Genomic DNA, 24166 nt, shown 5'->3' with positions numbered 1-24166 from the left:
TCGCTACGAGCGCAAGGCCGAACACTTCCTCGCATTCGTCGGCATCGCCAGCACCCTCATCTGCTACCGCCGATGCACCAAATGAGACGACGTCTTAGTCGTCGAACTCCAGCGGCTCAGACGCGCAGATGATCTCGACATCGGGCCACAACTTGTGAGCGGTCGCGAACGGCCGCCGTTCCATGCAGGGCTTGGAGACCGGCATCACCGTCGTCGGGGTGATGCCGGCGGCGAGGGCCTCTCAGGAAGGGCGGCCCCTCCTTACGGCGTCCGTCCGCAGGTCAAGTGCCGTATTAGTAGGGAGATCCATCGAACAGGAGTGGGGTCATCTCCGAGCAGGCAGTGGGGAAGCCGACCACTCCTCGTCCGACATGTCCGTCGGCTGCTGCGTTCCCGCACCTGCCGGACCGCTACGCAACGCACCCGGCAGTTTCGATGTAGGCGCGAAGCAGCGGGGTCTCCGCATCGGTTCGCCACACGAGGGCCCAGCGGCCGGTCGGTGCGTCGTCGATAGGGAGGTAGACGATGCCGGGCCACGGGTAGTAGTCGGCGGCCTCCGCCTGGATCGACTGGATGACTTCGCCAACGGCGACGGCTATCAGCGTCTCCTGCCAGGTCGAGATCTTGGTGCCGCGCCTGATGGGGCGTCCGCTGGGCGTACGGAAGGGGATCAACCCCTCCTCGTGGTACGCCGGGAGGGGAGGTCTGGACGAGGGGACTTCGTAGTCGCCGAAATCTTCCATGCGTACCGAGCTCCGCTTCGCCAGCGGGTGCTCGGATCCGACCATGCAGACCAACGGCCGCTCACTCATGACCGGGCCCACCGTCAGATCGCTTTCGCGGACCGGAAGCCAGAGCAGTGCCAGGTCGACCTCGCCGGAGCGCAGCCCGGCGAAGGGAGCGGTGGGCTGCACCTCGACGAAGCTGAGTTCTGCGGCGGGGTATTGCCGGCGGAACGCAGCGTTGGCGTTGGTGAGTATCTGGTACAGCGCGCCCATCGTGCCGATCGTGAGCATGCCGTGGATGCCGCGTGCCGCTTCGGCCGCAGTCCGGGTGCTGGTCAGGATCTGCTGGTACGCGGGTTTGAGTTCCGCATACAGGCGCGCACCGATGGAGGTCAGCTCCACCCGTCGGCTGGTGCGTCGGAACAGGGACCCGCCAATGCGCCGCTCCTGTTTGGCGATCGATTGGCTCACCCGGGCCTGAGTCACATGGAGGCGCTCGGCGGTCCGCCCGAAGTGCAGTTCCTCCGACAGCGTCAGAAAGATCTCGATGTCCCGCAGCTCCACTGACCCCCCTCGGACCGATAAGTGAAAGGTAATCGCTGACCGTCGCAGACGGCCGTTGATCACCCACTTCGGTGCTGGCACGGTGCAGTTACCGCCCTTTCCGGGCGCTCCGCCATCACAAGCCCCACCATCATGGAGGAATCACCATGCCCGGACCCCCTTCTGTCCTCGACACCGAACAGGCCCTGTGCCTGGACGGCATCACCAAGGTCTACCGTTCGGCGAGCGGCGACGTCACCGCGCTGGACGGCGTCACTCTGGCTTTGGAGAAAGGCACGTTCACCGCAGTCATGGGCCCGTCCGGCTCGGGAAAGAGCACACTGCTCCAGTGCGCGGCCGGACTCGACTCCCCGACTTCGGGGCGCATCCTGGTCGGCGGAGTCGAGATGAACGGGGTGGGCGAGGCGGAGCTGACGAAGTTCCGGCGTGGCCGGATCGGATTCGTCTTCCAGCACTTCAACCTGTTGCCCACCCTCTCCGTCCTGCAGAACACCACGCTTCCCCTGAGACTCGCCGGCAAGCGCATCGACCGTCATCAGGCCGTCGAGGTACTCACCCGCGTCGGGCTCGGAAGCCGCCTGGACCACCTGCCCTCGCAGTTGTCGGGCGGCCAGCAGCAACGAGTGGCCATCGCCCGCGCCCTGGTGACACGCCCCCAACTGGTCTTCGCCGACGAGCCCACTGGGGCTCTGGACACCCGCAGCGCCCGTGAGGTGCTGGGGCTGCTGCAGGAGGCGGTACGCATCGACGGCCGCACGCTGGTGATGGTCACGCACGACCCGGTCGCGGCCTCCTACGCCGACCAGGTGCTGTTCCTCGCCGACGGGGTTCTGGTGGGCCGGCTGGCCGACCCGACGGCCGCCGGGGTGGCCGAGTGGATGACGTTGCTCGCCGACGAGGTCGCCCACCGTGCCACCGCCGCCGGAAGGGTGTGACACCGTCATGCTGAGTCTGGCCCGCAATTCGCTCACCCGCCGCGCGGGCACGTTCCTCGCGACCTTCCTGGTGCTTCTGTTCGGTGCAGTCATGATCATGGCGTTCGCCGCCATGCTGGACACCGCCGGCCAGGCCGACCGCATCTCCGCGGCCGGCGAAGAGACGCTCACCACGATGGGCAGCGTCGTCGGCGGCTGGGGTCTGTGCCTGGTCGCCTTCGCCGCCGCCTCCACCATCGGCTTGTCCGTACGCCAACGCTCCGCTGAAATCGGCCTGTTGAAAAGCGCGGGCGCCACTCCCGCTCAGATCACCAGGATGGTCGTCGCCGAGGCCGGACTGGTCGCGCTGGTCGCCGCGGCGGCAGCCGTCGCTCCCGCGTACGCCGCGGGCTCGCAGTTGCTCCGTCTGCTGGTGGACACCGGGCAGGTCGACGCGCAGGTCAGCTTCGCCTTCGGCCCGATCGCGCTCTCGATCGGATTCGGCGTCACCGTGCTCTCCAGCGTGCTCGCCGCTTGGACGAACGCACGAGCAAAGGCGCGGAGCAGGGTGACTGAGGTCCTCCTCGACGCCGCCACCGACACGGGCCGGATGACGTGGAAGCGGATCGTTCCAGCGGTCGTGCTGATCGTCGCCGGCGTGTATCTGGGGGTGCTCACCCTCACCGCGCTGCGCGACAAGGGTCCCGACGCGATGCCGGTGGCCGGGCAGTCCGCCATCCTGGTCTCCATAGGACTGGCGCTCCTCGCCCCCGGGCTGGTCCGCCTGGCCATCGCCGCAGTCGGCCGGCTGCTCGCGCATCGGAGCACCGCCGGCTACCTGATGGTGCAGAACCTGCGCCACCGCACCGGCCAGGCGGCGGCCTCACTCACGCCGGTCATCCTGTTCACCGGGATCGGCACCGGCATCCTCTATCTGCAACTGATCGAGAACCAGGCCGCAGAGGCCGCCGGATACACGGCCACCAACGAACAGACCAACATCCAGACGCTTAACCTCGTCGTCATCGGCATGATCGTGGCCTTCGCGTGCATCATGCTCATCAATACGATCATCGCCGCCACCACACAGCGGGCCCGCGAGTTCGCCCAACTGCGCCTGGCCGGAGCCACCCCGCCGCAGGTGCTGGCCACGGTCCGCGCCGAAGGAGCCCTGGTGGTCCTCACCGGCATCGTGGCGGGCGCTGTGGCCGGGATGTGCACGGTGATCCCCTACAGCATGGTCCGCACCGATCAATGGATCCCCGCCGTCACGCCATGGCTGTTCGTCGGAATTGTTGCAGTGGCGGTGACAGCGACCCTGGGAGCGGGCCTCGGCTCCACCCGACGCCTTCTGCGCCAGCAGACCATTGAAGCGATGGCATGAGAACAGGGCGTCACGACTGCCTTCGCCGACTGGCTCCACCTGCACAACGAGAGAGTGCCTGACGCGCGCTCGGTGCCGCTGCAAGCGATGAGTTCAAGCGCTGGTTTTGGGCCAACACCGACGAGCTGATCGCGACCATCGCCGATGCCGTGGCCCGACAGACCTCGCTCCCGGAAACCCACCTTCCGAGCACGAGCGATGAGCAGGTCAGTGCGCAATCCCCGGAGGTCCTGTCGGCGCAGAACACGGTGAACCGTGGTTGCGGTTCTGGTTGCGTTCACCGTCGTACAGCACCGTTCGGAAGACCGACCGCCACCGACTGCGGCCCAGGTCAGGACGCTCTCGCACACCTGCGGACCTCCGGGCGAACATTTGGAAAGCGTGTTGGGGGCAACCCCTCACGAGTTCGAATCTCGTATCCTCCGCAGGCAGAAAGCCCGGACCGAGCAATCGGTCCGGGCCTTCGTCTTTCTCGGGCCGGATCCAGCGCGGAGCGCCCCGCCCTGGGGAAAACCCCACCCCCAAGACACCCCGCAGCCCCATGTCCCCGGCGCTCTCGAATCGCGAAGCTGGTGGCATGACCTCGACCACGCTGTCCTACGCGAGCACCACCCCGACCGCGCCGCAGGCCCCGGACCGCTCGTACTCCCGCCCGGGGTTCTGGCGCGCGCCGTTCTCCAGCGTCACCTACCGCGAGATCGGCCACACGCTCACGTCGCTCCCCGTCGCGATCGCCGGGTTCGTCTTCGCCGTGACGATGTTCGCTCTGGGTGTGAGCACGCTCGTCGTGTGGATCGGCCTTCCGGTCCTCGCGGCGGCGCTGGGCGGCGCGCGCGGTCTCGGTGCGGCCGAGCGGGGCAGGGCGCGCGGTCTGCTCGGTCTGGACGTGGCGGCGCCCGCCGCGCCGGGAGCCGGGCTGCGGGGGCGGCTCGCCGACGCCGCCGGGTGGAAGGCGCTGCTCTTCCACACGGTGATGTTCCCGTGGCGGGTGCTGTCCTTCGTCCTGTCCGTCACCTTCCTGGTCACGGGCTGGGTGGTCGCGCTCTTCCCCGCCTACTCCTGGGTCTTCCACCGCTACCTGGACTGGCCCGGCTACCCGATCTACGACTTCACGACCGACGCCGGCGTGCACCACGCGTACTACGTGGAGTCGCCCGTCCAGATCGCCGCGGTCTCGGCCATCGGGTTCGTGCTCGTGTTCCTGACGCCGCAGTTGGTGCGCGGGCTGACGCACCTCGACCGTGTCGCGGTCCGGTCACTGCTCGGCGGCACCCGCTGACCCGCGCGTGAGGACCGGGCGCAGCGCGTCCAGGACCGCCGCGTCATCGACCGTCGACGGCACTGGTTCGTCCAGGCCGTCGGCGATGCCGCGCATCGTCCGGCGCAGGATCTTGCCGGAGCGGGTCTTGGGCAGGGCCGCCACCACGGCGACCTCCTTCAGGGACGCGACGGCGCCGATCCGGTCCCGTACGAGCTGGACGAGTTCCGCCTCGATCACCGCGGGATCGGACGCGACACCCGCCTTGAGCACCACGAGGCCGCGCGGCACCTGGCCCTTGAGGGAGTCCGCCACCCCGATGACCGCGCACTCCGCCACGTCAGGGTGCGAGGCGAGGACCTCCTCCATACCACCCGTGGACAGGCGGTGGCCGGCCACGTTGATGACGTCGTCCGTCCGCCCCAGCACGAACACGTAGCCGTCCTCGTCCACGTGCCCGCCGTCGCCGGTCAGGTAGTAGCCGTCGAAGGCCGAGAGGTACGAGGAGACGAAGCGCTCGTCGTCGTTCCAGAGGGTGGGCAGGGAGCCGGGCGGCATGGGGAGGCGGACGACGATCGCGCCGTCCTCGCCGGGCGGCATCGGCTTGCCGTCGCCGTCCACGACGCGTACGTCCCAGCCGGGTAGTGGGAACGTGGGGGAGCCCGGCTTCACCGGCGCCGCCTCGATGCCCACCGGGTTCGCGACGATCGGCCAGCCCGTCTCGGTCTGCCACCAGTGGTCGATCACCGGGATGCCGAGCAGCTCGCTCGCCCAGTGGTACGTCTCCGGGTCGAGCCGCTCCCCCGCCAGGAACAGGTACTTCAGGCCACTCAGGTCGTACGCGCGCGTGAACTGCCCCTCCGGGTCCACCTTCTTGATCGCCCGGAACGCCGTCGGCGCCGTGAACAGCGTCTTCACCCCGTACTCGGCCGCCACCCGCCAGAACTGGCCCGCGTCCGGGGTGCCGACCGGCTTCCCCTCGTAGAGGACGGTCGTGGCGCCGGCAAGCAGCGGGGCGTACACGATGTACGAGTGGCCGACGACCCAGCCCACGTCGGACGCGGTGAACATGGTCTCGCCGGGGCCCACGTCGTACACGGCCTCCATGGACCAGCGCAACGCCACCGCGTAACCGCCGCAGTCGCGGACGACCCCCTTGGGTTTTCCGGTCGTTCCGGACGTGTAGAGGATGTAGAGCGGGTCCGTCGCCGCCATCGCGACGCAGTCCGCGGGGCGCGCCTCGCGCATCGCTTCCGCCCAGTCCACGTCCCGGCCCGGCGTCAATTCGCCCGGTCCCTGCGGACGTTGGAGGATCACACAGGCGTCCGGCTTGTGCCGCGACAGGTCCACCGCCCGGTCGAGGAGCGGCTTGTACGGGACGACCCGCGCCCCCTCGACCCCGCAGGACGCCGACACGACGACCTTCGGCGCCGCGTCGTCGATCCGCACCGCCAGCTCGTTCGCCGCGAAACCGCCGAAGACCACCGAGTGCACGGCCCCGATCCGCGCGCAGGCGAGCATCGCGACGACGGCCTCCGGGACCATCGGCATATAGAGGACGACCCGGTCGCCGCGCCCGACCCCGAGACCGGCGAGCACCCCGGCGAAGGTGGCGACCTGGTCGGTCAACTCCTCGTAGGTGTACGTGCGTTTGGTGTCCGTCACCGGGGAGTCGTACACGAGGGCGGGCTGCGCGCCGCGGCCCGCCGCCACATGGCGGTCCAGCGCGTTGTGGCAGACGTTCAGCTCACCGTCGGGGAACCAGCGGTGGAAGGGGGCCCGCGAGGAGTCGAGGGCCCTGGTCGGGGGCGTGTCCCAGTCGATCGCGCCGGCCGCCGTGAGCCAGAAGCCCTCTGGGTCATCGGTGCTCGCTCGGAAGACTTCCTCGTACGACGGCATGCCCGCACTCCTTTGCGCAGAACCCGGCCCGCGGAGCCCCCGGCGACAGGGCTCCCCTAGCGACGGGAACACGATCAGGTCAGGCGGTGACCGCCGTCAACAGCACCACCGCGTCCGTCAGCGCGAGGAGCCCGTGCCGTTCCTGCGGGATCGGGTGCAGCTGGCCCTGTGTGAGGGTGACGTCGCCGGAGACCGCGGTGAGGCGGACCTGGCCGCGCAGCACCTGGAGGGTGGCCGCCGGCGGGGCGTTGTGCTCCTCCAGGTTGCTGCCTTCGGTCAGCGCGATGACGCTCTGCCGCAGCAGCGGGTCCTCCTTGATGAGGAGTTCGGCGCTGCGGCCGTGCTCGGCCTTGCGGGCCGCGGTCAGGTGGTCGTCGGCGAGGGCCGCGAGATCGTACGGGGCGGGCGTCGTGGAAGTCATGACGTCAGGGGTACCCCGGACGGCGCCGCTGTGCGACCCGGACGGCGCCGCGCGATCATCGACGTATGAGCCGTATGGACGTCACCCTCCACCTCGCCCAGGAACCCGCCGCCGACGAACTCCTCGGCCGCAGTCCGCTCGCCGCGCTCGTCGGGATGCTGCTCGACCAGCAGGTGCCCATGGAGTGGGCGTTCGCGGGCCCGCGCACCATCGCCACGCGCCTGAACGTCGAGGACCTCGACGCCTACGAGATCGCCGCCCAGGACCCCGAGGCCTTCGCCGCACTGCTCTCCGAGAAGCCGGCCGTGCACCGCTATCCCGGCTCCATGGCCAAGCGCGTGCAGCAGCTGTGCCAGTACCTCGTCGCCCACTACGACGGGGACGCGGCCGCCGTGTGGGAGGGCGTCGACACCGGCAAGGAAGTGCTGCGGCGCCTCAACGAGCTGCCCGGCTTCGGCAAGCAGAAGGCCCAGATCTTCCTGGCTCTGCTCGGCAAGCAGCTCGGGGTGCGGCCGCAGGGCTGGCGCGAGGCGGCGGGCGCGTACGGCGAGCCGAAGGCGTTCCGCTCGGTCGCCGACATCACGGGACCCGAGTCCCTCACCAAGGTGCGCGCCCACAAGCAGGAGATGAAGGCAGCCGCGAAGGCGGAGAAGGCGGCGAAGGCCGAAAAGTAGCAGGGCGGGCGGGGCGCGTCAGCCCGCTGACCTCCTCGTAGCCCATGAGGGCGGATCTACGGCTCCGTGGATCGCCTCGTGGCCGGTGGCGGGCACATGACGTGGCATGAGCGCCGCGCCCTCCACCGCCGCCCCGGGCCGCCGGGCCCCGGCCCTGGCGCGTGTGCTCGTGATGGTGCTCGCCCTGCTGTTCGCGCCGCTCGCCGCCACGCCCGCCGGGGCCTCGGCGCCGCCGCCCGCCGCCGCCTCCTCCTGCGAGCCGGGCGAGGGGACCAGGGACGCCTCCGAGGAGGCCCTCCGGCTGCCGACGGGCCACCCCGTCCGGCTCCTCACGACCCCGCCCCCGTGCGCCCCTCCGCGCCCCCTCGTCGCCGCGCGCCCCGACACCACGGCGCACCCCGCACCGCCGTCCCACCGCGCCCTGCGCACCGTCGTCCTGCGCTGCTGACAGGACCCGCCCCGGATCCGTCAGCACGCACGACTTCGAAAAGGACGGCAGCACCCTCATGACCAAGGACCCCTACGCGCTTCTGCGCGCCCTGATGCGCGCGGAGGCCGCACGCGGCGAACGCACCTCTACGGAGAAGACACCCCCGCCCACCTCGCGGGAACGGCCGGCACCGGGCAGCAAGAACGGCCGCTGAAGCCGGTTCCCCGCGCCCCCGCACGGGACGCGGGGAACCACCCGTCAACGAAGCGCGCGTGACTACCCCGGAAGAGCCACGGACACGCCTTCTTCCCGCCAACTCACCCACGGCGCCACTCATTTCAGGCCCCTGTGGGTGGCTCGACTGGACCCGGTTGGAGCCGGTTCAGCACGGTATTTCCCGGCTGTGTACCGCGTCCCCATGGCTGCGCCCGGAGAGCCTCGCCCGGTAGGCTTTCCGTGTGATCTTCAAGCGCATCGGAAACGGCCGGCCGTACCCCGACCACGGCCGGGAAAGCACCCGGCAGTGGGCGGACGTCGCGCCGCGCCCGGTCCGCCTCGATCAGCTGGTGACGACCAAGGGCCAGCTCGATCTGGAGACCCTGCTCGCCGAGGACTCGACGTTCTACGGCGACCTCTTCGCGCACGTCGTGAAGTGGCGGGGCGATCTCTACCTGGAGGACGGCCTGCACCGCGCCGTGCGCGCCGCGCTCCAGCAGCGCCAGGTGCTGCACGCGCGCGTGCTCGAGCTCGGCTGAGGGCACTTCCCGGCTGACGGCGCTTCAGGTCCGTATTGGCCCTTTTGGGTTGGACTGAGCGACTGACCGTGATCATTTAATAGGCATCGTCGTCACACAGGATTACGCTGCGCTCATGAGCATGCTCACTCCACCCGGCATGGGCGGCAAGTACCGCATCACAGGGGACAAGTACCCCCGCATGCGGCGCGGGCGCCCGCGCAACAGGATCGTGCTCGCGGTGGTCGCGTCCGTCGCCGCGATCGGGCTGATCGGCTGGGGCTCGTTCCAGCTGGTCGACATCTTCACCGGGGGCGACAAGGCCAGCGCCGCGGGGGCGAAGCCCGGCTCCTGCGAGAAGAAGCCGAGCGCGTCGCCGTCCCCCGGCAAGGCGGCCAAGAAGCTGCCGAACCCCTCCCAGATCACCGTGAACGTTCTGAACGCCACGGCCCGCGGCGGCCTCGCCAAGGACACCGCGGACGAGCTGAAGAAGCGCGGCTTCAAGATCGGTGACGTCGGTAACGCCACGAAGGCGTACGACAAGAAGGTCAAGGGGCCCGGCCTGCTGCTCGGCGCCTCCGCGGCCACCGAAGCGGCCCTCCCGGTCCTCGGCACGCAGCTGACCGGCGCCGAGCTGAAGGCGGACAAGCGCGCGAAGCCGACCGAGGTCGACCTGATCATCGGCTCCGGCTTCAAGAAGCTCGCGAAGAAGCCGGCCGCGGACAAGGCGCTCTCGGCGCTGACCCACCCGAAGCCGAAGCCCTCGGCGTCCGGCGCGGGCTGCTGACGGGACCCGTACAGCGGAAAGCCGCGGACGGTCGTCCGCGGCTTTCTCCGTTCCTGTAGTTCCTGTACGGCGTCGGCTACTCCGCGACCCCGTACATGCGGTCCCCGGCGTCGCCGAGGCCCGGGACGATGTACCCGCTCTCGTTGAGCCGCTCGTCGACCGAGGCCGTCACGACGGTGACCGGCGTGCCGGCCAGCTCGCGCTCCATGATCTCGACGCCCTCGGGGGCGGCGAGCAGCACCACGGCCGTGACGTCGTCGGCACCGCGCTTGATCAGTTCCTGGATCGCCGCGACGAGCGTGCCGCCCGTGGCCAGCATCGGGTCCAGGACGTACACCTGGCGCCCGGAGAGGTCGTCCGGCATCCGCGTCGCGTACGTCGCGGGCTGCAGCGTCTCCTCGTTGCGGACCATGCCGAGGAAGCCCACCTCGGCGGTCGGCAGGAGGCGCACCATGCCGTCGAGCATGCCGAGGCCCGCGCGCAGGATCGGCACCACCAGCGGGCGCGGGTGCGACAACTTGACGCCGGTCGTCCGCGAGACGGGGGTGTCGATGTCGACCTGCTCGGTACGCACGTCCCGGGTCGCCTCATAGGCGAGCAGGGTGACCAGCTCGTCGGCCAGGCGCCGGAAGGTCGGGGAGTCGGTGCGCTGGTCGCGCAGCGTGGTGAGCTTGTGCGCCACCAAAGGGTGGTCGACGACGTGGATCCGCATGTCCTCAACAGTAACCGGGCCACAGGGCCGCGGCTCCCCCGCGCGGTGGCATCAACGGCCGCTACGGAGGGAAGGTGGAAGGGACTCGCCGACTGGCGCCGACTGGGCGGACTGGGGTGGTGTGGCCGATGGCGGACGAGAAGCGTCGGGAGCGGCCCGAGCGGGGGCCGGGCGCACCCGAGCCGGAGACGGACGCCGAGCGCAGGCGCAGGCGGGCCGTGTTCCTGCGGGAGCTGACGGAGGCGCGGGAGCTGCGCGCCCGGGTCCAGCCGCGCCGCGCCCGGGCCGCGCGGATGCGGCAGCAGATGCGGATGCGCACGTTTCGCTGGTGACGGGCCCCGCCGGTCCGCGCGGGATGCCCGTCCCGCGGGCCTGTGCGGAAGACGCGCCACGAACACAGCGCGCGGAAGACCTCTCTTGGAGCCGGACTTTCTGCCACGATTCCGAGTGGGCGGGGCTCCCCGCCTCCACAACCCCGCCGGGGGGATTCCCGACCGGCACACCTGAGACCAGTGGGAGAGTCACGGTGTACTTCGCCGCACTGCTCGCGCGCACCGAAGACGGGTGGGAAGCGAGCGACACAGAGCTCGACGACGTGGAGACCCTGTCGGATCTGTCCGACCTGGCCCGCGAGGCGGCGGCCGAGGCCGGCGCCGAGGACGACACGATCCTCGTCTTCATCGAACAAGAGGACGCCTGGTTCGGCGTCGTCCGCATCGACGGCGAGGAGGACCCTCGCATCTACGTCTCCGACGCGGCCGCCGCCGCCCGCAGCAGTTACGGCGAGATCCTGCTCACCGACGAACTGCTCGGCAAGGCTCCGGACGGTTCGGACGCCATCGACGACCTGGAGGCCCTGGACCTGGACGGGACGGAGGACGGCGAACCGGACGGCGAGGCCGGGTCCGACGACGAGGAGGCCGAGGCCGGAGCCGAGGTGGTGCCGCCGGGCCCGCTCGGCGACAGCGGCGTCCTGGCCGACCTGGGCGTCCCGGACAAGGAACTGCTCACCCTCGACGGGGCGGACGCGCTGAGCGAGATCGCCGATGCCCTGGGCGCATCGGAGGTCCTGGAGACGGTGCGCTGACCGCGGCGGGGATAGATTCCTCGCCGTGACACCCACCGACGCCGCTCCCGCCCCCGATCCCGTACGAGACCCCTGGAAGCCGCCGATGCGGCAGGCCCTGGCCGAGGCCGGGCTCGCCGCGGCGGACGGTGATGTGCCCGTCGGCGCCGTCGTGCTGGCGCCGGACGGGACGACCGTGCTCGCTCGGGCGCACAACGAGCGGGAGCTGACCGGGGACCCGACCGCGCACGCCGAGGTGCTGGCGCTGCGCAGGGCGGCGCGAGAAGTGGGCGAGTGGCGGCTCACGGGGTGCACGCTCGTCGTCACCCTGGAGCCGTGCACCATGTGCGCGGGCGCGCTCGTGCAGTCACGTGTCGACCGGGTCGTGTACGGGGCCCGCGACGACAAGGCGGGGGCGGCCGGGTCGCTGTGGGACGTGATCCGCGACCGGCGGCTCAACCACAGGCCCGAAGTGATCTCCGGAGTGCTCGCCGAAAAATGTGCGACACAGCTCACCCGTTTCTTCAGAGATACGGATTTCGGACCACGGCCCACCATGGGCTAGAGTTCCTCTCGGTAGCGTGTCCGAGCGGCCGAAGGAGCTCGCCTCGAAAGCGAGTGTGGGGAAACTCACCGTGGGTTCAAATCCCACCGCTACCGCCGGCCGAAGGGGCGGATCCGTCAAGGATCCGCCCCTTCGCTTTGCTCGGCCCACCCGCGTACACGAAGAGCCCCGGCGCCTGCCCAAGGCACCGGGGCTCTTGCGTCCCGTTCAGGACGGGGGGAGTGGCATCGGGGGGACAAACCACTCCCCCCGATGAGGACGGACTCCCGTAGCCCGCGCCGCTTCAGGGGGGAAGTCGCGGCGCGGACCCCGCAGTCGGGGTCACGTCCCAGCCCTTCGGATTCCTGCCAGACCCTCCGGGCTCATCACCAATACTGCCGCTTTGCGGGGGTGCTGGGCGTCGGCAAAGGGCCCGTAACCGGAGGCCGTTGGTCCTTAAAGGTCGTGTCGGTGATCGTCCGCGTTAGACTCGCCGCCGGCCGACAGGGGTCGACGGGGACCAGACACGGGTACGGGGAGGCAACGTGGTGCAGTCGAAGAAAATCGCACTCTTCGTCGGGGTGGTCTTCGTGCTCTATGTGATCATCACCGATCCCTCCAAGGCCGCCGACTACGTCCAGATAGGGTTCGAAGGCGTCTCGTCCGCCGCCCAGTCCATAGGCGACTTCATGACCTGGGTCGTCAATGGCGGGAAGTAGCCGCAAGCCGCCCGTCAGCACCCCCAGGGAGCACCCGTGATCCGCCATCTGGTCCTCTTCAAGCTCAACGACGGCGTGAGCCGCGACGAACCGCGCGTGGCCGAGGGCGTCGAGGCCTTCCGCGCGCTGGGCGAGAAGATCCCCGAACTGGCGTTCTGGGAGTGCGACTGGAACATCACCGACCGGCCGATCGCCTACGACTTCGCGATCAACTCGGCCGTCGAGGACACCGACGCCCTGAAGCGGTACATCGAGCACCCCGCGCACCAGGAGGGCGTCGCGATGTGGCGCGAGTTCGCCACGTGGGTGATCGCGGACTACGAGTTCTGAGCGGACTCTCCGGACCGTCACACCTTCGAGGAGCCTCTCACCTGAACGGTGAGGGGCTTTCGTGCGTCCCGGGCCCCGCCCCGGCCCCCAACTCGGCCTTCAACACGGAGTTATGCGGTGCTTGCACACAGTGCACATGTCTTGTGATGCTATGACCGCTTTTGACCGATGAGTTGACGGAAACAGAGGTGGAGTTGACCGTGCCGGCCAGTACTGCGCCTCAAGAAGCACCGCCCGAGGCACCGCCCGAAGCGCCGCCCGCACCCGCGAAGAGCCGGGGCGCCGACGCCCGCGCGCTGACCCAGGTCCTCTTCGGCCAGTTCAAGGAGCTCCTGCCGGGCAGCCCCGAGCACTCCCGGGTACGCGGCGCCCTGATCGAGGCGAACCTGCCGCTGGTGCGGTACGCGGCCGCCCGCTTCCGCAGCCGCAACGAGCCGATGGAGGACGTCGTCCAGGTCGGCACCATCGGCCTGATCAACGCCATCGACCGCTTCGACCCGGACCGCGGCGTGCAGTTCCCGACCTTCGCGATGCCCACGGTCGTCGGCGAGATCAAGCGGTACTTCCGGGACAACGTCCGCACCGTGCACGTACCGCGCCGCCTCCACGAGCTGTGGGTGCAGGTCAACGGCGCGACCGAGGATCTGACGACCGCCTTCGGGCGCTCCCCGACCACCTCCGAGATCGCCGAGCGGCTGCGGATCGGCGAGGACGAGGTGCTCGCCTGCATCGAGGCGGGCCGCTCGTACCACGCGACCTCCCTGGAGGCGGCGCAGGAGGGCGACGGGATGCCGGGCCTGCTCGACCGGCTCGGCTACGAGGACCCGGAGCTGGACGGCGTCGAGCACCGCGATCTCGTACGCCACCTCCTCGTACAGCTGCCCGAGCGGGAGCAGCGGATCCTTTTGCTGCGCTACTACAGCAATTTGACGCAATCTCAGATCAGCGCGGAACTCGGTGTCTCGCAGATGCACGTGTCAAGACTCCTCGCCCGCAGCTTCGCTCGGCTTCGGTCCGCAAACAGGATCGATGCCTAACTCGAACGGGTAGACAAGGCGCGCGGCGCATTTCCCGCCGGAAACCGCGCCAACTCCCGCCACACCCCTTGCTTCCTGCACCGATCCATCCCATACATGTCGACATGTCACTACAGCGTGTTGCCGACATGTGACATTCTGCTGGAACGGCGTTTGGCGCAGCCCCTCGTCCGGTATTCAGGTGGAGGCTGCGCTCTTACCTGACGGGAGCGTCCGCCGCGACCGTCCGCGACCTCAAGGGGGTGGCATGTCCGCAGACCAGGGCAGCTCGAAGGTGCTCACGCTCACGCCCGGCGCGCCCGCCGCGACCGATGACATGAGCGAGCAGACGCCTGCCGCGCTGATCGACGCTCCTGTTCCCGCTTCGGTTCCGGCCCAGGCCGCCGAGAGTCCCGAGGTGTCCGCGACACCTCGGACGAGCGGGTCCATCGACACCCGCACGCTGTCCCGCTCCCTGTTCCTGCGTCTTGCCACGCTCGACGAGCACAGCCCGGAGCGGGCGTACGTCCGCGACACCCTGATCGAGCTGAACCTGCCGCTGGTGCGGTACGCGGCCGCCCGGTTCCGCAGTCGCAACGAGCCGATGGAGGACATCGTCCAGGTCGGCACGATCGGCCTGATCAAGGCGATCGACCGTTTCGACTGCGAACGTGGCGTGGAGTTCCCGACGTTCGCGATGCCGACGGTCGTCGGTGAGATCAAGCGGTTCTTCCGGGACACCTCGTGGTCGGTGCGCGTGCCGCGCCGCCTCCAGGAGCTGCGCCTCGCCCTGACCAAGGCAAGCGACGAGCTCGCGCAGAAGCTGGACCGCTCGCCGACCGTCCCGGAGCTCGCCGTGGTGCTCGGCGTCTCCGAGGAGGACGTCGTCGACGGCCTCGCGGTGGGCAACGCGTACACCGCGTCCTCCCTGGACTCGCCCGCGCCCGAGGACGACGGCGGCGAGGGCTCGCTCGCGGACCGGCTCGGTTACGAGGACACGGCCCTGGAGGGCGTCGAGTACCGCGAGTCGCTCAAGCCGCTGCTCGCCAAGCTGCCGCCGCGGGAGCGCCAGATCATCATGCTCCGGTTCTTCGCGAACATGACGCAGTCGCAGATCGGCGAGGAGGTCGGCATCTCGCAGATGCACGTCTCCCGGCTGCTCACGCGGACGCTGTCGCAGCTGCGGGAAGGCCTGATCGCCGACTGACGGACGCCGGCTGATCCTTCAACCGGGTCCGCGGGGTTCCGATTTGACGGGGCGTCAGACACACTGGCGCGATGCTGCGGACTTGGTTGCTCGGTCACAGAAAGCTCGCCGTCGGGGCCGCGTCGGTCGCCGCCGTGTGTGCGAGCGCGGGCGCCGTCGTCGCCCTCGACGGTGGCGACGGGCCCGATGCGTACGTGGCCGTGGGCGCGGCGGGAGCGGCGCCGACCCAGCCGGGCGACCGCGTCGCGCCCAGCGGCAAGGTGGAGCTCGTACCGCTGGACCCGCCACAGGCGGACGGCCCCGGCGCCTCGGGCTCCCCGGACTCCCCGGGGAAGGGCGCGGCGGGCACCGCGGGCGGGGGCAAGGCCACGGGAGGCGGTTCGGACGCGGGCGGCGCCCCTCCGGCCCGTGAGGTCCCCGGCGAGTCCCCCGGCGCCAGCGGCACACCACCTGCCGCCGACAAGCCATCCGGCGGCTCCGGGAGCGCCGGCACCGCCCCCGACCGGGGCGACGACACCCCTTCACCCTCGGGCCCCCCGGGCCCCGCCGCGCTCAAGGTCGGCGACCCCGTGTTCAAGGACGCCGACAAGCGCTGGTGTCAGGACGTGACGCTGGCCCTGCACAACTCCGGTGGCAGCGCGGTGCGTTCGGGCAAGGTGACCTTCGAGACGCACGTGATGGGCGCCCTGGGCATCGACTGGGCGACCATCGACGTCACAAAAAAGCTCCCCGTACCCATCGGGTCCGGGGAGAAGAAGCGGAAGACGTGGACCGTGTGCGTCGACGAGTGGCGCGTCCCGCTCGGCATGCGGCTGGAGACCAAGGATGTCGACGTCGACTGGAAGTGAACTGCCTCCAGTGACCGTGCCTGCTTACTTGAGCGCCAGCCAGGCCACGCCCGCCACCACGACGATCGCGAGCACGATGCCGATGATCAGGCCGACGCTGGGGCCGGACTTCGCGGCGGCCGCCTGCTGACGTGCGGGAGGCTGCTCGTCGACGAAGGCGCGGAACATCTGGGTGTTGCCCGCGGGGTCGTTATTGCCCTGGGGGCCGGGGCCTTGGGGGTTGTTAGCCATGGGGCAGGACCCTAGCGAATTGCCGCGAAGGGCGCCACAGTCCGCGCACGCGCCATCTGAGCTGCGGCTTTACTGATTTGCACTCGATCTTTGCCGCGATTTTATTCGCGATCACCCGGTTTCGTTTGCCTGTGGCAACCAACTGCTTCTATGGTTGCCCTAAGCAACAAATAAAGATCTTTTGGTCAGGAGGTGCCGTGGCCGCACAACGTCATTACGACGAGCTGGCGCGACAGATGAGTGCCTTCGGAGCCGTCAAGAGGGACATGGCGCGGATCCTTCCGCACGACTGCCCGACCGGTTCGGCCGCGGTTCTCACGCTGCTCAAGCGCTACGGCGACATGCGGATGAGCCGCATCGCCGAGCTGCTCGCCGTGGACGTGTCCGTGGCCAGCCGGCACGTGGCACACGTCGCGGACCGCGGTTGGATCGAGCGTCATCCCGACCCCGCTGACAAACGTTCGCGCATCCTCAGCCTCAGCGAAAAGGGCTTGAAGCAGATGGAGGTGCTCAATGAACGGAGCACCCAACTGCTCGCCGACCGGCTGAGCGACTGGTCCGACGCCGAGGTCGATCAGTTGATCGCCCTCATGACACGACTGCGCGAGAGCTTCGGTGACTGCCGCACCACGGGGTCCCGAACGACGGTTCCGCAGGCCGCCACTGAGCCGACCGCCGAGTCGACCGCTCAGACCACCACCCGTACACCCGCGTAACAGGTAAGAAAAGGAATCCCATGGCAACAACCACACCAGCCGGTGTGCGGGGCAGCCATCCCAAGCATTCAGGGGCCGCCCCCGAAGAGGGTGCCCCGATGTCTCACCGGCAGATCATGGAGGCACTGTCCGGGCTGCTGCTCGGCATGTTCGCCGCCATCGTCTCGTCGACGATCGTCACCAACGCCCTTCCCAAGATCATCGGCGATCTTGGCGGCGGCCAGTCCGCCTACACCTGGGTGGTCACGGCCTCCCTGCTTGCCATGACGGCGACCACGCCCCTGTGGGGCAAGATGGCCGACCTCTTCAGCAAGAAGGCCCTGGTCCAGATAGCCCTGCTCGTCTACATCGTGGGCTCGATCGTCGCCGGCCTCGCGCAGAACCCCGGCATGCTGATCTCCGCCCGTGCGATCCAGGGCATCGGCGCCGGTGGTCTGTCCGCCCTGGCGCAGATCATCATGGCGGCGATGATCTCGCCGCGTGAGCGCGGTCGTTACTCCGGCTACCTCGGCGCCACGTTCGCCGTCGCCACCGTCGGCGGTCCGCTGCTCGGCGGCGTCATCACCGACACCGACTGGCTCGGCTGGCGCTACTGCCTCTTCGTCGGTGTGCCCTTCGCGCTGATCGCCCTGGTCGTGCTGCAGAAGACGCTGCACCTGCCGGTGCTGAAGCGGAAGGTCAAGGTCGACTGGGCCGGCGCCTTCTTCATCACCGCCGCGGTCTGCCTGCTTCTCGTCTGGGTCACCTTCGCCGACGACAAGTACAACTGGCTCTCGTGGCAGACGTACACGATGGTCGGCGGCTCGATCGTGCTCGCGCTGATCTTCGTGCTCGTCGAGTCCAAGGCCAGCGAGCCGATCATCCCGCTGCGCCTCTTCAAGAACCGCACCATCACGCTGGCCTCGATCGCCTCGCTGTTCGTCGGTGTCGCGATGTTCGCGGGCACCGTCTACTTCTCGCAGTACTTCCAGCTGGCGCGCGGCAAGACGCCCACGATGTCGGGTGTCATGACGATCCCGATGATCGGTGGACTGTTCATCTCCTCCACCGTCTCCGGGCAGATCATCACCCGGACCGGCAAGTGGAAGGCCTGGCTCGTCGCCGGCGGTCTCTTCCTGACCGCGGGTCTGGGTCTGCTCGGCACCATCGAGTACGACACCCCGTACTGGCGCGTCGGGATCTGGATGGCGCTGCTCGGCCTCGGCGTCGGCATGATGATGCAGAACCTCGTGCTGAGCACGCAGAACCAGGTCGCCCCCCAGGACCTCGGTTCCGCCTCTTCGATGGTGACCTTCTTCCGGTCCCTCGGCGGCACGATTGGTGTCTCGGCGCTCGGCTCCGTGATGACCAGCCGCATCAGCACGCACGCCACCGACACCATCGGTTCCCTCAGCCCGCAGGACCAGCAGGCGGCCGGCAAGGCGATGGGCGGCGGCTCGCTGCCGGACATGTCCGTGCTGCCCGGCCCGATCCGCAACTGGCTGGAAGCCGCGTACGGAAGCGGCATCGCCGACATCTTCCTGTACGCCGCGCCGATCGCGTTCCTGGCATTCATCTTCACGATCTTCATCAAGGAGGTTCCCCTGCGTACCACCGGAGCCCTCGAACAGGCCGCGTCGGGCGATTCGACGCCCGCGGCCGCCTCGGCCCAGGCCGCTGCCCCCGCGCCCGCGCCGGAGCAGGTGCCGAGCCTCGTCGGTGCGGGTGCGCCCGTGGCCGACACGCAGACCCAGCGCCTGGCCACCGTCGCCGCCACCGCTGGTGACGTGCCCGTCGGCGGCACCCCGGTCCGCGGCTTCGTCCGCGGCGCCGAGTCCGCCCCGGTGCCGCGCGCCGCGGTCACCCTGATCTCCCTCGGCGGCCGTCAGCTGGGCCGCGCCGTGGCCCAGGGCGACGGCTCCTACAACGTCGACGCCCCCGGCGCCGGCTCCTACGTCCTGATCGCCTCGGCCGACGGCTACCAGCCGCAGGCCTCCACCGTGCTGGTGGGCGAGGAGCCGGTCACGTACGACATCCTGCTCAGCGGGACCAGCGGCCTCACCGGCCTGGTGCGGGCCAGCGAGACCAAGGCGCCGGTCGCCGGGGCGATGGTCATCGTCACCGACGTCCGCGGCGATGTCCTCGCCACCGGTCAGTCGGGACCTGGCGGCGAGTTCACCTTCGCCGAGCTGATCCCGGGCCCGGTCACCGTGGCCGTGAACGCGCCGGGTCACCGGCCGACCGCACTCCCGGTCGAGGTCACCGGCTCCGGTGTCACCCGCGTCGAGATCGACCTGCACTCCGGCTCCCAGGTTCAGGGCACCGTCCGGGCCGCGGGCCGCGCGCTGAACGACGCGCGGGTCACGCTGGTGGACGCCGCGGGCAACGTGGTCGCCACCGCCACCACCGGTGAGGACGGCGCGTACGCCTTCACCGACCTGGACGGCGGCGAGTACACCGTGATCGCGACCGGCTACCCGCCGGTGGCCACCGGCCTCAGCGTGAACGGCAGCGGCGTCGACGGCCACGACATCGAACTCGCCCACCCCGGCGAGTAGGGCTTCTCTGACGGGTCGGGCTGGATGCGGGAGGCCGCAATGGCCGGTCGCGACTCCAGCAAGATCCGTCAGGGGAGGCCTCATTGGGCCCCGGGCCACCTGAAGGTGTGGTTCGCGCTTTGAGCGGACGCGGACCGCACAGGCCCGGTTGTGAGAATGGGCCCCGGACCCGGCGGCGTCGCCAACGGCAGGGGACGGCCGTGACGCCGCCGACCGGGGCCCGTCCACGTACGGGACCGACCTTCCGGACAACCTCCGGATTCCGTACGTGACTGAGAACTTGAGCTAGGAGAGCAAAAGCATGGGACTGAGCGCGCGGATCCGCACGCGGGACGGGTGGGCCCTGCCGCACGCCGTCGTCACGGTGACCGACATGACCGGATCGCAGGTGCTGCGGGCCGAGGCCGATGACGAGGGCGGTGTGCACGACCCGGCCGCGCTCGCGCCCGGTCCCTACACGGTGATCGTGACCGCCGTCGGCTACGCCCCCGCCGCCTCCACCGCGATGGTGACGGCGAGCGGACGGGCCGACGTGGGCAGCATCGTGCTGCACCGGCAGGGCGGCGCCGAGCTGCCGCCGCCCGGCCCCTGGATGGTCGACCCGGCGCACTCCTCGGTCGCCGCGACGGCGCAGCACCTCGGCATCACGTCCGTGCACGGGCGGTTCACCGACTTCACGGCGCGCATCGACATAGCGCAGGACGTGGAGAAGTCGCGGGTCGAGGCCGTCATCCAGTCGGCGTCCATCGACACCGGCAACGGGATGCGCGACGGCCACCTGAAGTCCCCGGACTTCCTGGACGTGGAGTCGTACCCGGAGATCACCTACCGGTCGACCGGCATCGAGCCCGCGGGCACCGACCGCTGGACCGTGCACGGCCAGCTGAGCCTGCACGGCGTGGCGCGCGAGGTCGACCTCGACCTCAGCTACCTGGGCACGGGCGCCGACCCATGGGGCGGCACGCGGGCGGCGTTCAAGGCGACGGCCGAGCTGAAGCGCGAGGACTTCGCGATGAACTACAACCAGGTCGTGCAGGCCGGCATCGCCGCGATCGGCGCGACGCTGAAGGTCGAGCTCGACATCCAGGCCGTCCAGGGAGACGCGCTGCCGCAGATGTGACACCGGCGGGTGTCGGTGGCCGGGGTTAGGGTCCTTCTGACGGATCAGGCTGGATGCGGGTGGCCGCGCGTGTTCGGTGCCGGGGAGCGGGGTCTGGTGCGTGCAGCTGCAAGGCGGAGGAGGGCGTCAACGCGGAGCGTTGGCAACCGACGACAACGCCGAGGGGGTCCCCCCTGCTCCTTAAGAGCTTGGGGGAGGGCGTGCCAGGGCCCGCGACTCCAGCAAGATCCGTCAGAAGGGCCCTAAGCTGCGAAGCATGGCTCCGAACATCGCGACCAACACCCGTGTCTCACTGGACGAGTTGCTGGACTTCGTACGCCCCCGGCATCGCGCCCTCCTCATCACCGCCCGCGCCGACGGGTCCCCGCAGGCCTCACCTCTGACCTGCGGGGTCGACGGCGACGGGCGGATCGTTGTTTCCACGTACCCGGAGCGGGCCAAGACGCGGAACGCGAAGCGGGATCCGCGGGTCAGCCTCGTCGTGCTCAGCGACGAGTGGAACGGGCCGTGGGTGCAGGTCGACGGTGCGGCGGAGGTCATCGACTCGCCCGACTCCGTCGAGGCGCTCGTCGAGTACTTCCGGTGCATTTCGGGGGAGCACCCGGACTGGGACGAGTATCGCGAGGCGATGGTCAAGCAGGGGAAGTCGATCATTCGTGTCACGCCGGAGAAGTGGGGTCCTGTGGCCACGGGTGGGTTCCCGGCGAGGTTGGCGTAACCGGTACCGGGGTTGACGCCTCGGGGCTCCGCCCCGGACCCCGGTCCTCAATCGCCGGACGGGCTTGAATTGAGTTGCTTCGAGCCCCTGTCCGAGCGTCGGGTGGGCATATCAAGCCCCGCCGGCGATTGAGGCGCGGGGTCCGGGGCAGCGCCCCGAGGCGTCAACCCCGTTGGGCCACCAGCGTCTCGATGCCCGCGATCTGGAGGTCCAGGGCCACCTGGAAGTCCATGTCGCGCATCGCGTCCACGTCGCCGCCCTCCTCCACCGCCTCCATCATCCGCTCGGCGTGCGAGAAGTCGTCCGCCATCTCCTCCGGGACGGAGAACGCGGCCATCGCCTTGTGGAAGTACTCGTCCTGCGTGAGGCCCACCTCGGCGCAGCGCTGGCGGAAGTGGCCCTCGATGGTGCCGTAGCCGTACACGAACTGGAAGACGGAGGAGACCGCGCCGCGCTGCTGGGCGAGCGTGAGGCCGGTGCGGGCGATGACCCGCTGCACCGCGCGCGAGAACAGCAGTGACTTCGGGCCGACGTTGAGGAAGTTGCCGACGAGCGGCGAGATCCACGGGTGCCGTACGAGCAACTTCCGGTAGGTGGCGGCCAGTTCGCGCAGCTGCGTCTGCCAGTCCGGCAGGACCTCCGCGTCCGTGTCCGGGATCTCCAGCTCGCCGAAGGCCTGGTCGAGGGCGAGTTCGAGGAGATCGTCCTTGGTGTCGACGTACCAGTAGACGGACATCGCGGTGACGCCGAGCTCCCCCGCCAGGCGCCGCATCGAGAACTTGGCGAGCCCCTCCGCGTCCAGGAGCTTCACAGTCGCCCGGGTGATCCGCTCCCGGTCGAGCCCGCTGGGCTGCTCGGCCCGCCGGCCGCGCGACGCTCTGGGCCTGGGCTCCACGGCGCCATCCGTGTCCTCGAGCCAGACGCTCATCCGCGCTGCCTTCGCCATGGCGTTCCTTCCCAGGGGTTCCTCGTACGCGGGCGGGACCGGCCTGCGCACAGGACCGCTCCCCACCCGCACCGATGCTAAGCGGAAGTCACCGCTGCTGATTGTGCCCGCTCAGCGCTGCGCAGCAGGGCCGCCGCGAGCAGGCCGCCCGCGAGGACGGCGATCGCGCCGACCAGTTGACTGGTCTCCAGACCGGAGGCGAAGGCTTCGCTGATACGGGCCTTCTCCCCGGCCGAGTCCGCCGCCGCGAGCGCCGCCGGGAACGAGGCCGCGGAGACGGATACGAGCGCGGCGAAACGGGCGTTCAGGACCGCGCCGAGGACGGCGACGCCCAGGCCGTTGCCGAACTCCGCGAGCGTGCCGTTGACCCCGGCACCCACGCCCGCCTTCTCCGGCGGGATCGCGCTCATGATGGCGTTGGCCATCGCCGGCATCGCGAGTGCCATGCCCACGCCCATGACGACCAGGCCGAGCAGCATCCCGCCGTACCCCTCGCCGCCGAGCAGCGCGATGGCCGCGAGCCCCGCCGCCATGCACGTCATGCCGACCGCGATGGTGAGCGGTGTGCCCATCCTGGGCAGCAGCCGGGCGCCGACCCCCGTGAGGTTGAGCGCGACGACGGTGAGCGCCATCGGCGCGGTGCGCAGACCCGCCTCCAACGGCCCGTATCCGAGCAGGAACTGGAGGTGCTGAGTGAGCAGGAACAGCGAGCCGGCCATGCCGAACGCCACGAGGACGACCCCGGCCACCGCGCCCGTGAACGTGCGGTTGCGGAAGAAGTGCATGTCGAGCATCGGATACGGGATCCGCAGCTCCCACGCCACGAACGCGGCCATCACGAGGACGCCGATCACGGCCGAGGCGAGCGTGGTCGTGGAGGTCCAGCCGTCGTCGGGGCCCGAGATGATCGCGTAGACGACGCCGGTCATGCCGATGGTGGAGAGCACCGCCCCGAGCAGGTCGGGACGGTCGCCCTGGGGGTTCTTCGACTCGGGGACCAGCGCGATCACGGCGACGAGGCCGACGAGCGCGACGGGGATGTTGATCAGGAAGATCGAGCCCCACCAGAAGTGGTCGAGCAGCACCCCGCCGACCAGCGGGCCGACGGCGAAGCCGAGCGTGCTGACCGTGGACCACAGGGCGATCGCCCGGACGCGCTCGGCCTCGCTGAAGACCTGGACGACGACCGCGAGCGTCGACGTCATCATCAGCGCGCCGCCGACGCCCATGCCCGCGCGGGCGGCGATCAGCTGCGCGGTGGATCCGGCGAACGCGGCGGTCAGCGAGCCGACGCCGAAGATCGCGAGGCCCGCCGCGAGCATCTTCTTGCGGCCGTAGCGGTCGGAGGCGCTCCCCGCAGTGAGCAGCAGTCCTGACTGGACGAGCGAGTAGGCGCTGATCATCCACTGGATGTCGGACGTCGAGGCCCCCAGTTCCCGGGTGAGGGAGGGGATCGCGACGTTCAGAACGGTGTTGTCGAGCAGCACGGTCAGCTGGGCGACGCAGATGACGCCGAGGATGAGCCAGCGCTGGGGGTGGCCTGCGGTGACCTGGGGTGCCTGGGTGGCCGGGTCGGCCGTGGGGGCCATGGACACTCCTCTACGGTGTATGGGGCTGACGTCTCCCATACACCGTAGAGGATGTGCTGTACGCCGTACAAGCGGCT

The 24166-nt window shown here is 69.9% G+C and carries 27 protein-coding genes, 1 tRNA gene and 1 pseudogene; 21 read left to right on the top strand and 8 right to left on the bottom strand.

The window, feature by feature from the left end:
* Positions 1 to 97 precede the first annotated feature (97 nt).
* Together ACFYWS_RS34930 and ACFYWS_RS34925 are read right to left on the bottom strand one after the other, a co-directional pair.
* Positions 98 to 232 (bottom strand): annotated as a pseudogene (locus ACFYWS_RS34930) (YdcF family protein); the annotation flags it as partial.
* 178 nt (positions 233 to 410) lie between these two features.
* Positions 411 to 1289, bottom strand: coding sequence for a LysR substrate-binding domain-containing protein (locus tag ACFYWS_RS34925; protein WP_389283125.1), 879 nt, complete (start codon positions 1287 to 1289; stop codon positions 411 to 413).
* A gap of 146 nt (positions 1290 to 1435) precedes the next feature.
* Here ACFYWS_RS34925 and ACFYWS_RS34920 point away from each other — a divergent pair, with 146 nt between their 5' ends.
* The 3 genes from ACFYWS_RS34920 to ACFYWS_RS34910 all read left to right on the top strand — a co-directional run bounded on the left by ACFYWS_RS34920 (position 1436) and on the right by ACFYWS_RS34910 (position 4866).
* Positions 1436 to 2224, top strand: a complete 789-nt coding sequence (locus ACFYWS_RS34920) for an ABC transporter ATP-binding protein (protein WP_389283123.1) — start codon at positions 1436 to 1438, stop codon at positions 2222 to 2224.
* A gap of 7 nt (positions 2225 to 2231) precedes the next feature.
* Complete coding sequence (locus ACFYWS_RS34915) at positions 2232 to 3587, top strand: FtsX-like permease family protein (RefSeq protein WP_389283121.1); 1356 nt, start codon at positions 2232 to 2234, stop codon at positions 3585 to 3587.
* 577 nt (positions 3588 to 4164) lie between these two features.
* On the top strand, positions 4165 to 4866 hold the full coding sequence (locus ACFYWS_RS34910) for a sensor domain-containing protein (protein WP_389283119.1): 702 nt from the start codon (positions 4165 to 4167) through the stop codon (positions 4864 to 4866).
* Here the strand turns inward: ACFYWS_RS34910 and ACFYWS_RS34905 are convergent.
* Positions 4843 to 6744: a propionyl-CoA synthetase gene (locus ACFYWS_RS34905; protein WP_389283117.1), complete on the bottom strand. Its 1902-nt coding sequence runs from the start codon at positions 6742 to 6744 to the stop codon at positions 4843 to 4845. The genes ACFYWS_RS34910 and ACFYWS_RS34905 overlap by 24 nt on opposite strands.
* Positions 6745 to 6823: 79 nt before the next feature.
* Positions 6824 to 7165: a cupin gene (locus ACFYWS_RS34900; protein ID WP_389283115.1), complete on the bottom strand. Its 342-nt coding sequence runs from the start codon at positions 7163 to 7165 to the stop codon at positions 6824 to 6826.
* 74 nt (positions 7166 to 7239) lie between these two features.
* Between ACFYWS_RS34900 and ACFYWS_RS34895 the strand changes: the two genes are divergently transcribed.
* The 5 genes from ACFYWS_RS34895 (at position 7240) to ACFYWS_RS34875 (ending at position 9790) form a co-directional block, all read left to right on the top strand.
* On the top strand, positions 7240 to 7839 hold the full coding sequence (locus tag ACFYWS_RS34895) for an HhH-GPD-type base excision DNA repair protein (protein ID WP_389283156.1): 600 nt from the start codon (positions 7240 to 7242) through the stop codon (positions 7837 to 7839).
* Positions 7840 to 7945: 106 nt separating this feature from the next.
* Positions 7946 to 8287, top strand: coding sequence for a hypothetical protein (locus ACFYWS_RS34890; protein WP_389283113.1), 342 nt, complete (start codon positions 7946 to 7948; stop codon positions 8285 to 8287).
* A 58-nt stretch (positions 8288 to 8345) separates the two neighbouring features.
* Positions 8346 to 8483, top strand: a complete 138-nt coding sequence (locus ACFYWS_RS34885; RefSeq protein ID WP_389283111.1) for a hypothetical protein — start codon at positions 8346 to 8348, stop codon at positions 8481 to 8483.
* Between the two features lie 244 nt (positions 8484 to 8727).
* Entirely contained in the window at positions 8728 to 9024 is a 297-nt protein-coding gene (locus ACFYWS_RS34880; protein WP_360849173.1) for a type II toxin-antitoxin system VapB family antitoxin, read from the top strand.
* Positions 9025 to 9139: 115 nt separating this feature from the next.
* Entirely contained in the window at positions 9140 to 9790 is a 651-nt protein-coding gene (locus ACFYWS_RS34875) for a LytR C-terminal domain-containing protein (protein ID WP_389283110.1), read from the top strand.
* 76 nt (positions 9791 to 9866) lie between these two features.
* Here the strand turns inward: ACFYWS_RS34875 and upp are convergent, their stop codons facing one another.
* Positions 9867 to 10502, bottom strand: coding sequence for a uracil phosphoribosyltransferase (gene upp, locus ACFYWS_RS34870; protein ID WP_389283108.1), 636 nt, complete (start codon positions 10500 to 10502; stop codon positions 9867 to 9869).
* 128 nt (positions 10503 to 10630) lie between these two features.
* Between upp and ACFYWS_RS34865 the strand changes: the two genes are divergently transcribed.
* From ACFYWS_RS34865 to ACFYWS_RS34825, 9 genes are all read left to right on the top strand, one after another.
* Positions 10631 to 10834: a hypothetical protein gene (locus ACFYWS_RS34865; RefSeq protein WP_389283106.1), complete on the top strand. Its 204-nt coding sequence runs from the start codon at positions 10631 to 10633 to the stop codon at positions 10832 to 10834.
* A 194-nt stretch (positions 10835 to 11028) separates the two neighbouring features.
* Entirely contained in the window at positions 11029 to 11589 is a 561-nt protein-coding gene (locus ACFYWS_RS34860; RefSeq protein ID WP_389283105.1) for a hypothetical protein, read from the top strand.
* An 85-nt stretch (positions 11590 to 11674) separates the two neighbouring features.
* Positions 11675 to 12133 carry a tRNA adenosine(34) deaminase TadA gene (gene tadA, locus ACFYWS_RS34855; protein WP_389283154.1) on the top strand — a complete coding sequence of 153 codons (459 nt, stop codon included), beginning with the start codon at positions 11675 to 11677 and terminating at the stop codon, positions 12131 to 12133.
* A 10-nt stretch (positions 12134 to 12143) separates the two neighbouring features.
* A tRNA-Ser gene (locus tag ACFYWS_RS34850) sits at positions 12144 to 12228 on the top strand.
* 432 nt (positions 12229 to 12660) lie between these two features.
* Entirely contained in the window at positions 12661 to 12831 is a 171-nt protein-coding gene (locus ACFYWS_RS34845; RefSeq protein ID WP_389283157.1) for a hypothetical protein, read from the top strand.
* A gap of 36 nt (positions 12832 to 12867) precedes the next feature.
* The gene (locus ACFYWS_RS34840; RefSeq protein ID WP_389283103.1) at positions 12868 to 13161 is read left to right on the top strand and encodes a Dabb family protein; all 294 of its coding nucleotides are present in this window, start codon (positions 12868 to 12870) and stop codon (positions 13159 to 13161) included.
* A 161-nt stretch (positions 13162 to 13322) separates the two neighbouring features.
* A complete protein-coding gene (locus ACFYWS_RS34835; RefSeq protein WP_389283102.1) occupies positions 13323 to 14198 on the top strand; it encodes an RNA polymerase sigma factor SigF in 876 nt (291 codons plus the stop codon).
* A 247-nt stretch (positions 14199 to 14445) separates the two neighbouring features.
* Positions 14446 to 15384, top strand: a complete 939-nt coding sequence (locus tag ACFYWS_RS34830) for an RNA polymerase sigma factor SigF (protein ID WP_389283101.1) — start codon at positions 14446 to 14448, stop codon at positions 15382 to 15384.
* Between the two features lie 71 nt (positions 15385 to 15455).
* On the top strand, positions 15456 to 16232 hold the full coding sequence (locus ACFYWS_RS34825) for a hypothetical protein (protein WP_389283100.1): 777 nt from the start codon (positions 15456 to 15458) through the stop codon (positions 16230 to 16232).
* 24 nt (positions 16233 to 16256) lie between these two features.
* Here ACFYWS_RS34825 and ACFYWS_RS34820 read toward each other — a convergent pair whose 3' ends face one another.
* The gene (locus ACFYWS_RS34820) at positions 16257 to 16463 is read right to left on the bottom strand and encodes a hypothetical protein (protein WP_389283098.1); all 207 of its coding nucleotides are present in this window, start codon (positions 16461 to 16463) and stop codon (positions 16257 to 16259) included.
* 197 nt (positions 16464 to 16660) lie between these two features.
* Between ACFYWS_RS34820 and ACFYWS_RS34815 the strand changes: the two genes are divergently transcribed.
* From ACFYWS_RS34815 to ACFYWS_RS34800, 4 genes are all read left to right on the top strand, one after another.
* Positions 16661 to 17179 (top strand): MarR family winged helix-turn-helix transcriptional regulator, encoded by a 519-nt coding sequence (locus ACFYWS_RS34815; protein WP_389283096.1) that lies wholly within the window; start codon positions 16661 to 16663, stop codon positions 17177 to 17179.
* A gap of 20 nt (positions 17180 to 17199) precedes the next feature.
* Positions 17200 to 19716 (top strand): MFS transporter, encoded by a 2517-nt coding sequence (locus ACFYWS_RS34810; protein WP_389283094.1) that lies wholly within the window; start codon positions 17200 to 17202, stop codon positions 19714 to 19716.
* Positions 19717 to 20017: 301 nt separating this feature from the next.
* The gene (locus ACFYWS_RS34805; RefSeq protein ID WP_389283093.1) at positions 20018 to 20836 is read left to right on the top strand and encodes a YceI family protein; all 819 of its coding nucleotides are present in this window, start codon (positions 20018 to 20020) and stop codon (positions 20834 to 20836) included.
* Positions 20837 to 21092: 256 nt separating this feature from the next.
* A complete protein-coding gene (locus ACFYWS_RS34800; protein ID WP_389283091.1) occupies positions 21093 to 21554 on the top strand; it encodes a PPOX class F420-dependent oxidoreductase in 462 nt (153 codons plus the stop codon).
* 163 nt (positions 21555 to 21717) lie between these two features.
* On the opposite strand, the gene ACFYWS_RS34795 is transcribed toward ACFYWS_RS34800, so the two are convergent.
* Positions 21718 to 22500 (bottom strand): TetR/AcrR family transcriptional regulator, encoded by a 783-nt coding sequence (locus ACFYWS_RS34795; RefSeq protein ID WP_389283089.1) that lies wholly within the window; start codon positions 22498 to 22500, stop codon positions 21718 to 21720.
* A 77-nt stretch (positions 22501 to 22577) separates the two neighbouring features.
* Positions 22578 to 24089, bottom strand: a complete 1512-nt coding sequence (locus tag ACFYWS_RS34790) for an MFS transporter (protein ID WP_389283087.1) — start codon at positions 24087 to 24089, stop codon at positions 22578 to 22580.
* Positions 24090 to 24166 lie beyond the last annotated feature (77 nt).

Source organism: Streptomyces sp. NPDC002795 (assembly GCF_042888725.1).
Lineage (GTDB): Bacteria > Actinomycetota > Actinomycetes > Streptomycetales > Streptomycetaceae > Streptomyces.
This window is presented reverse-complemented; position numbering and strand designations above follow the sequence as displayed.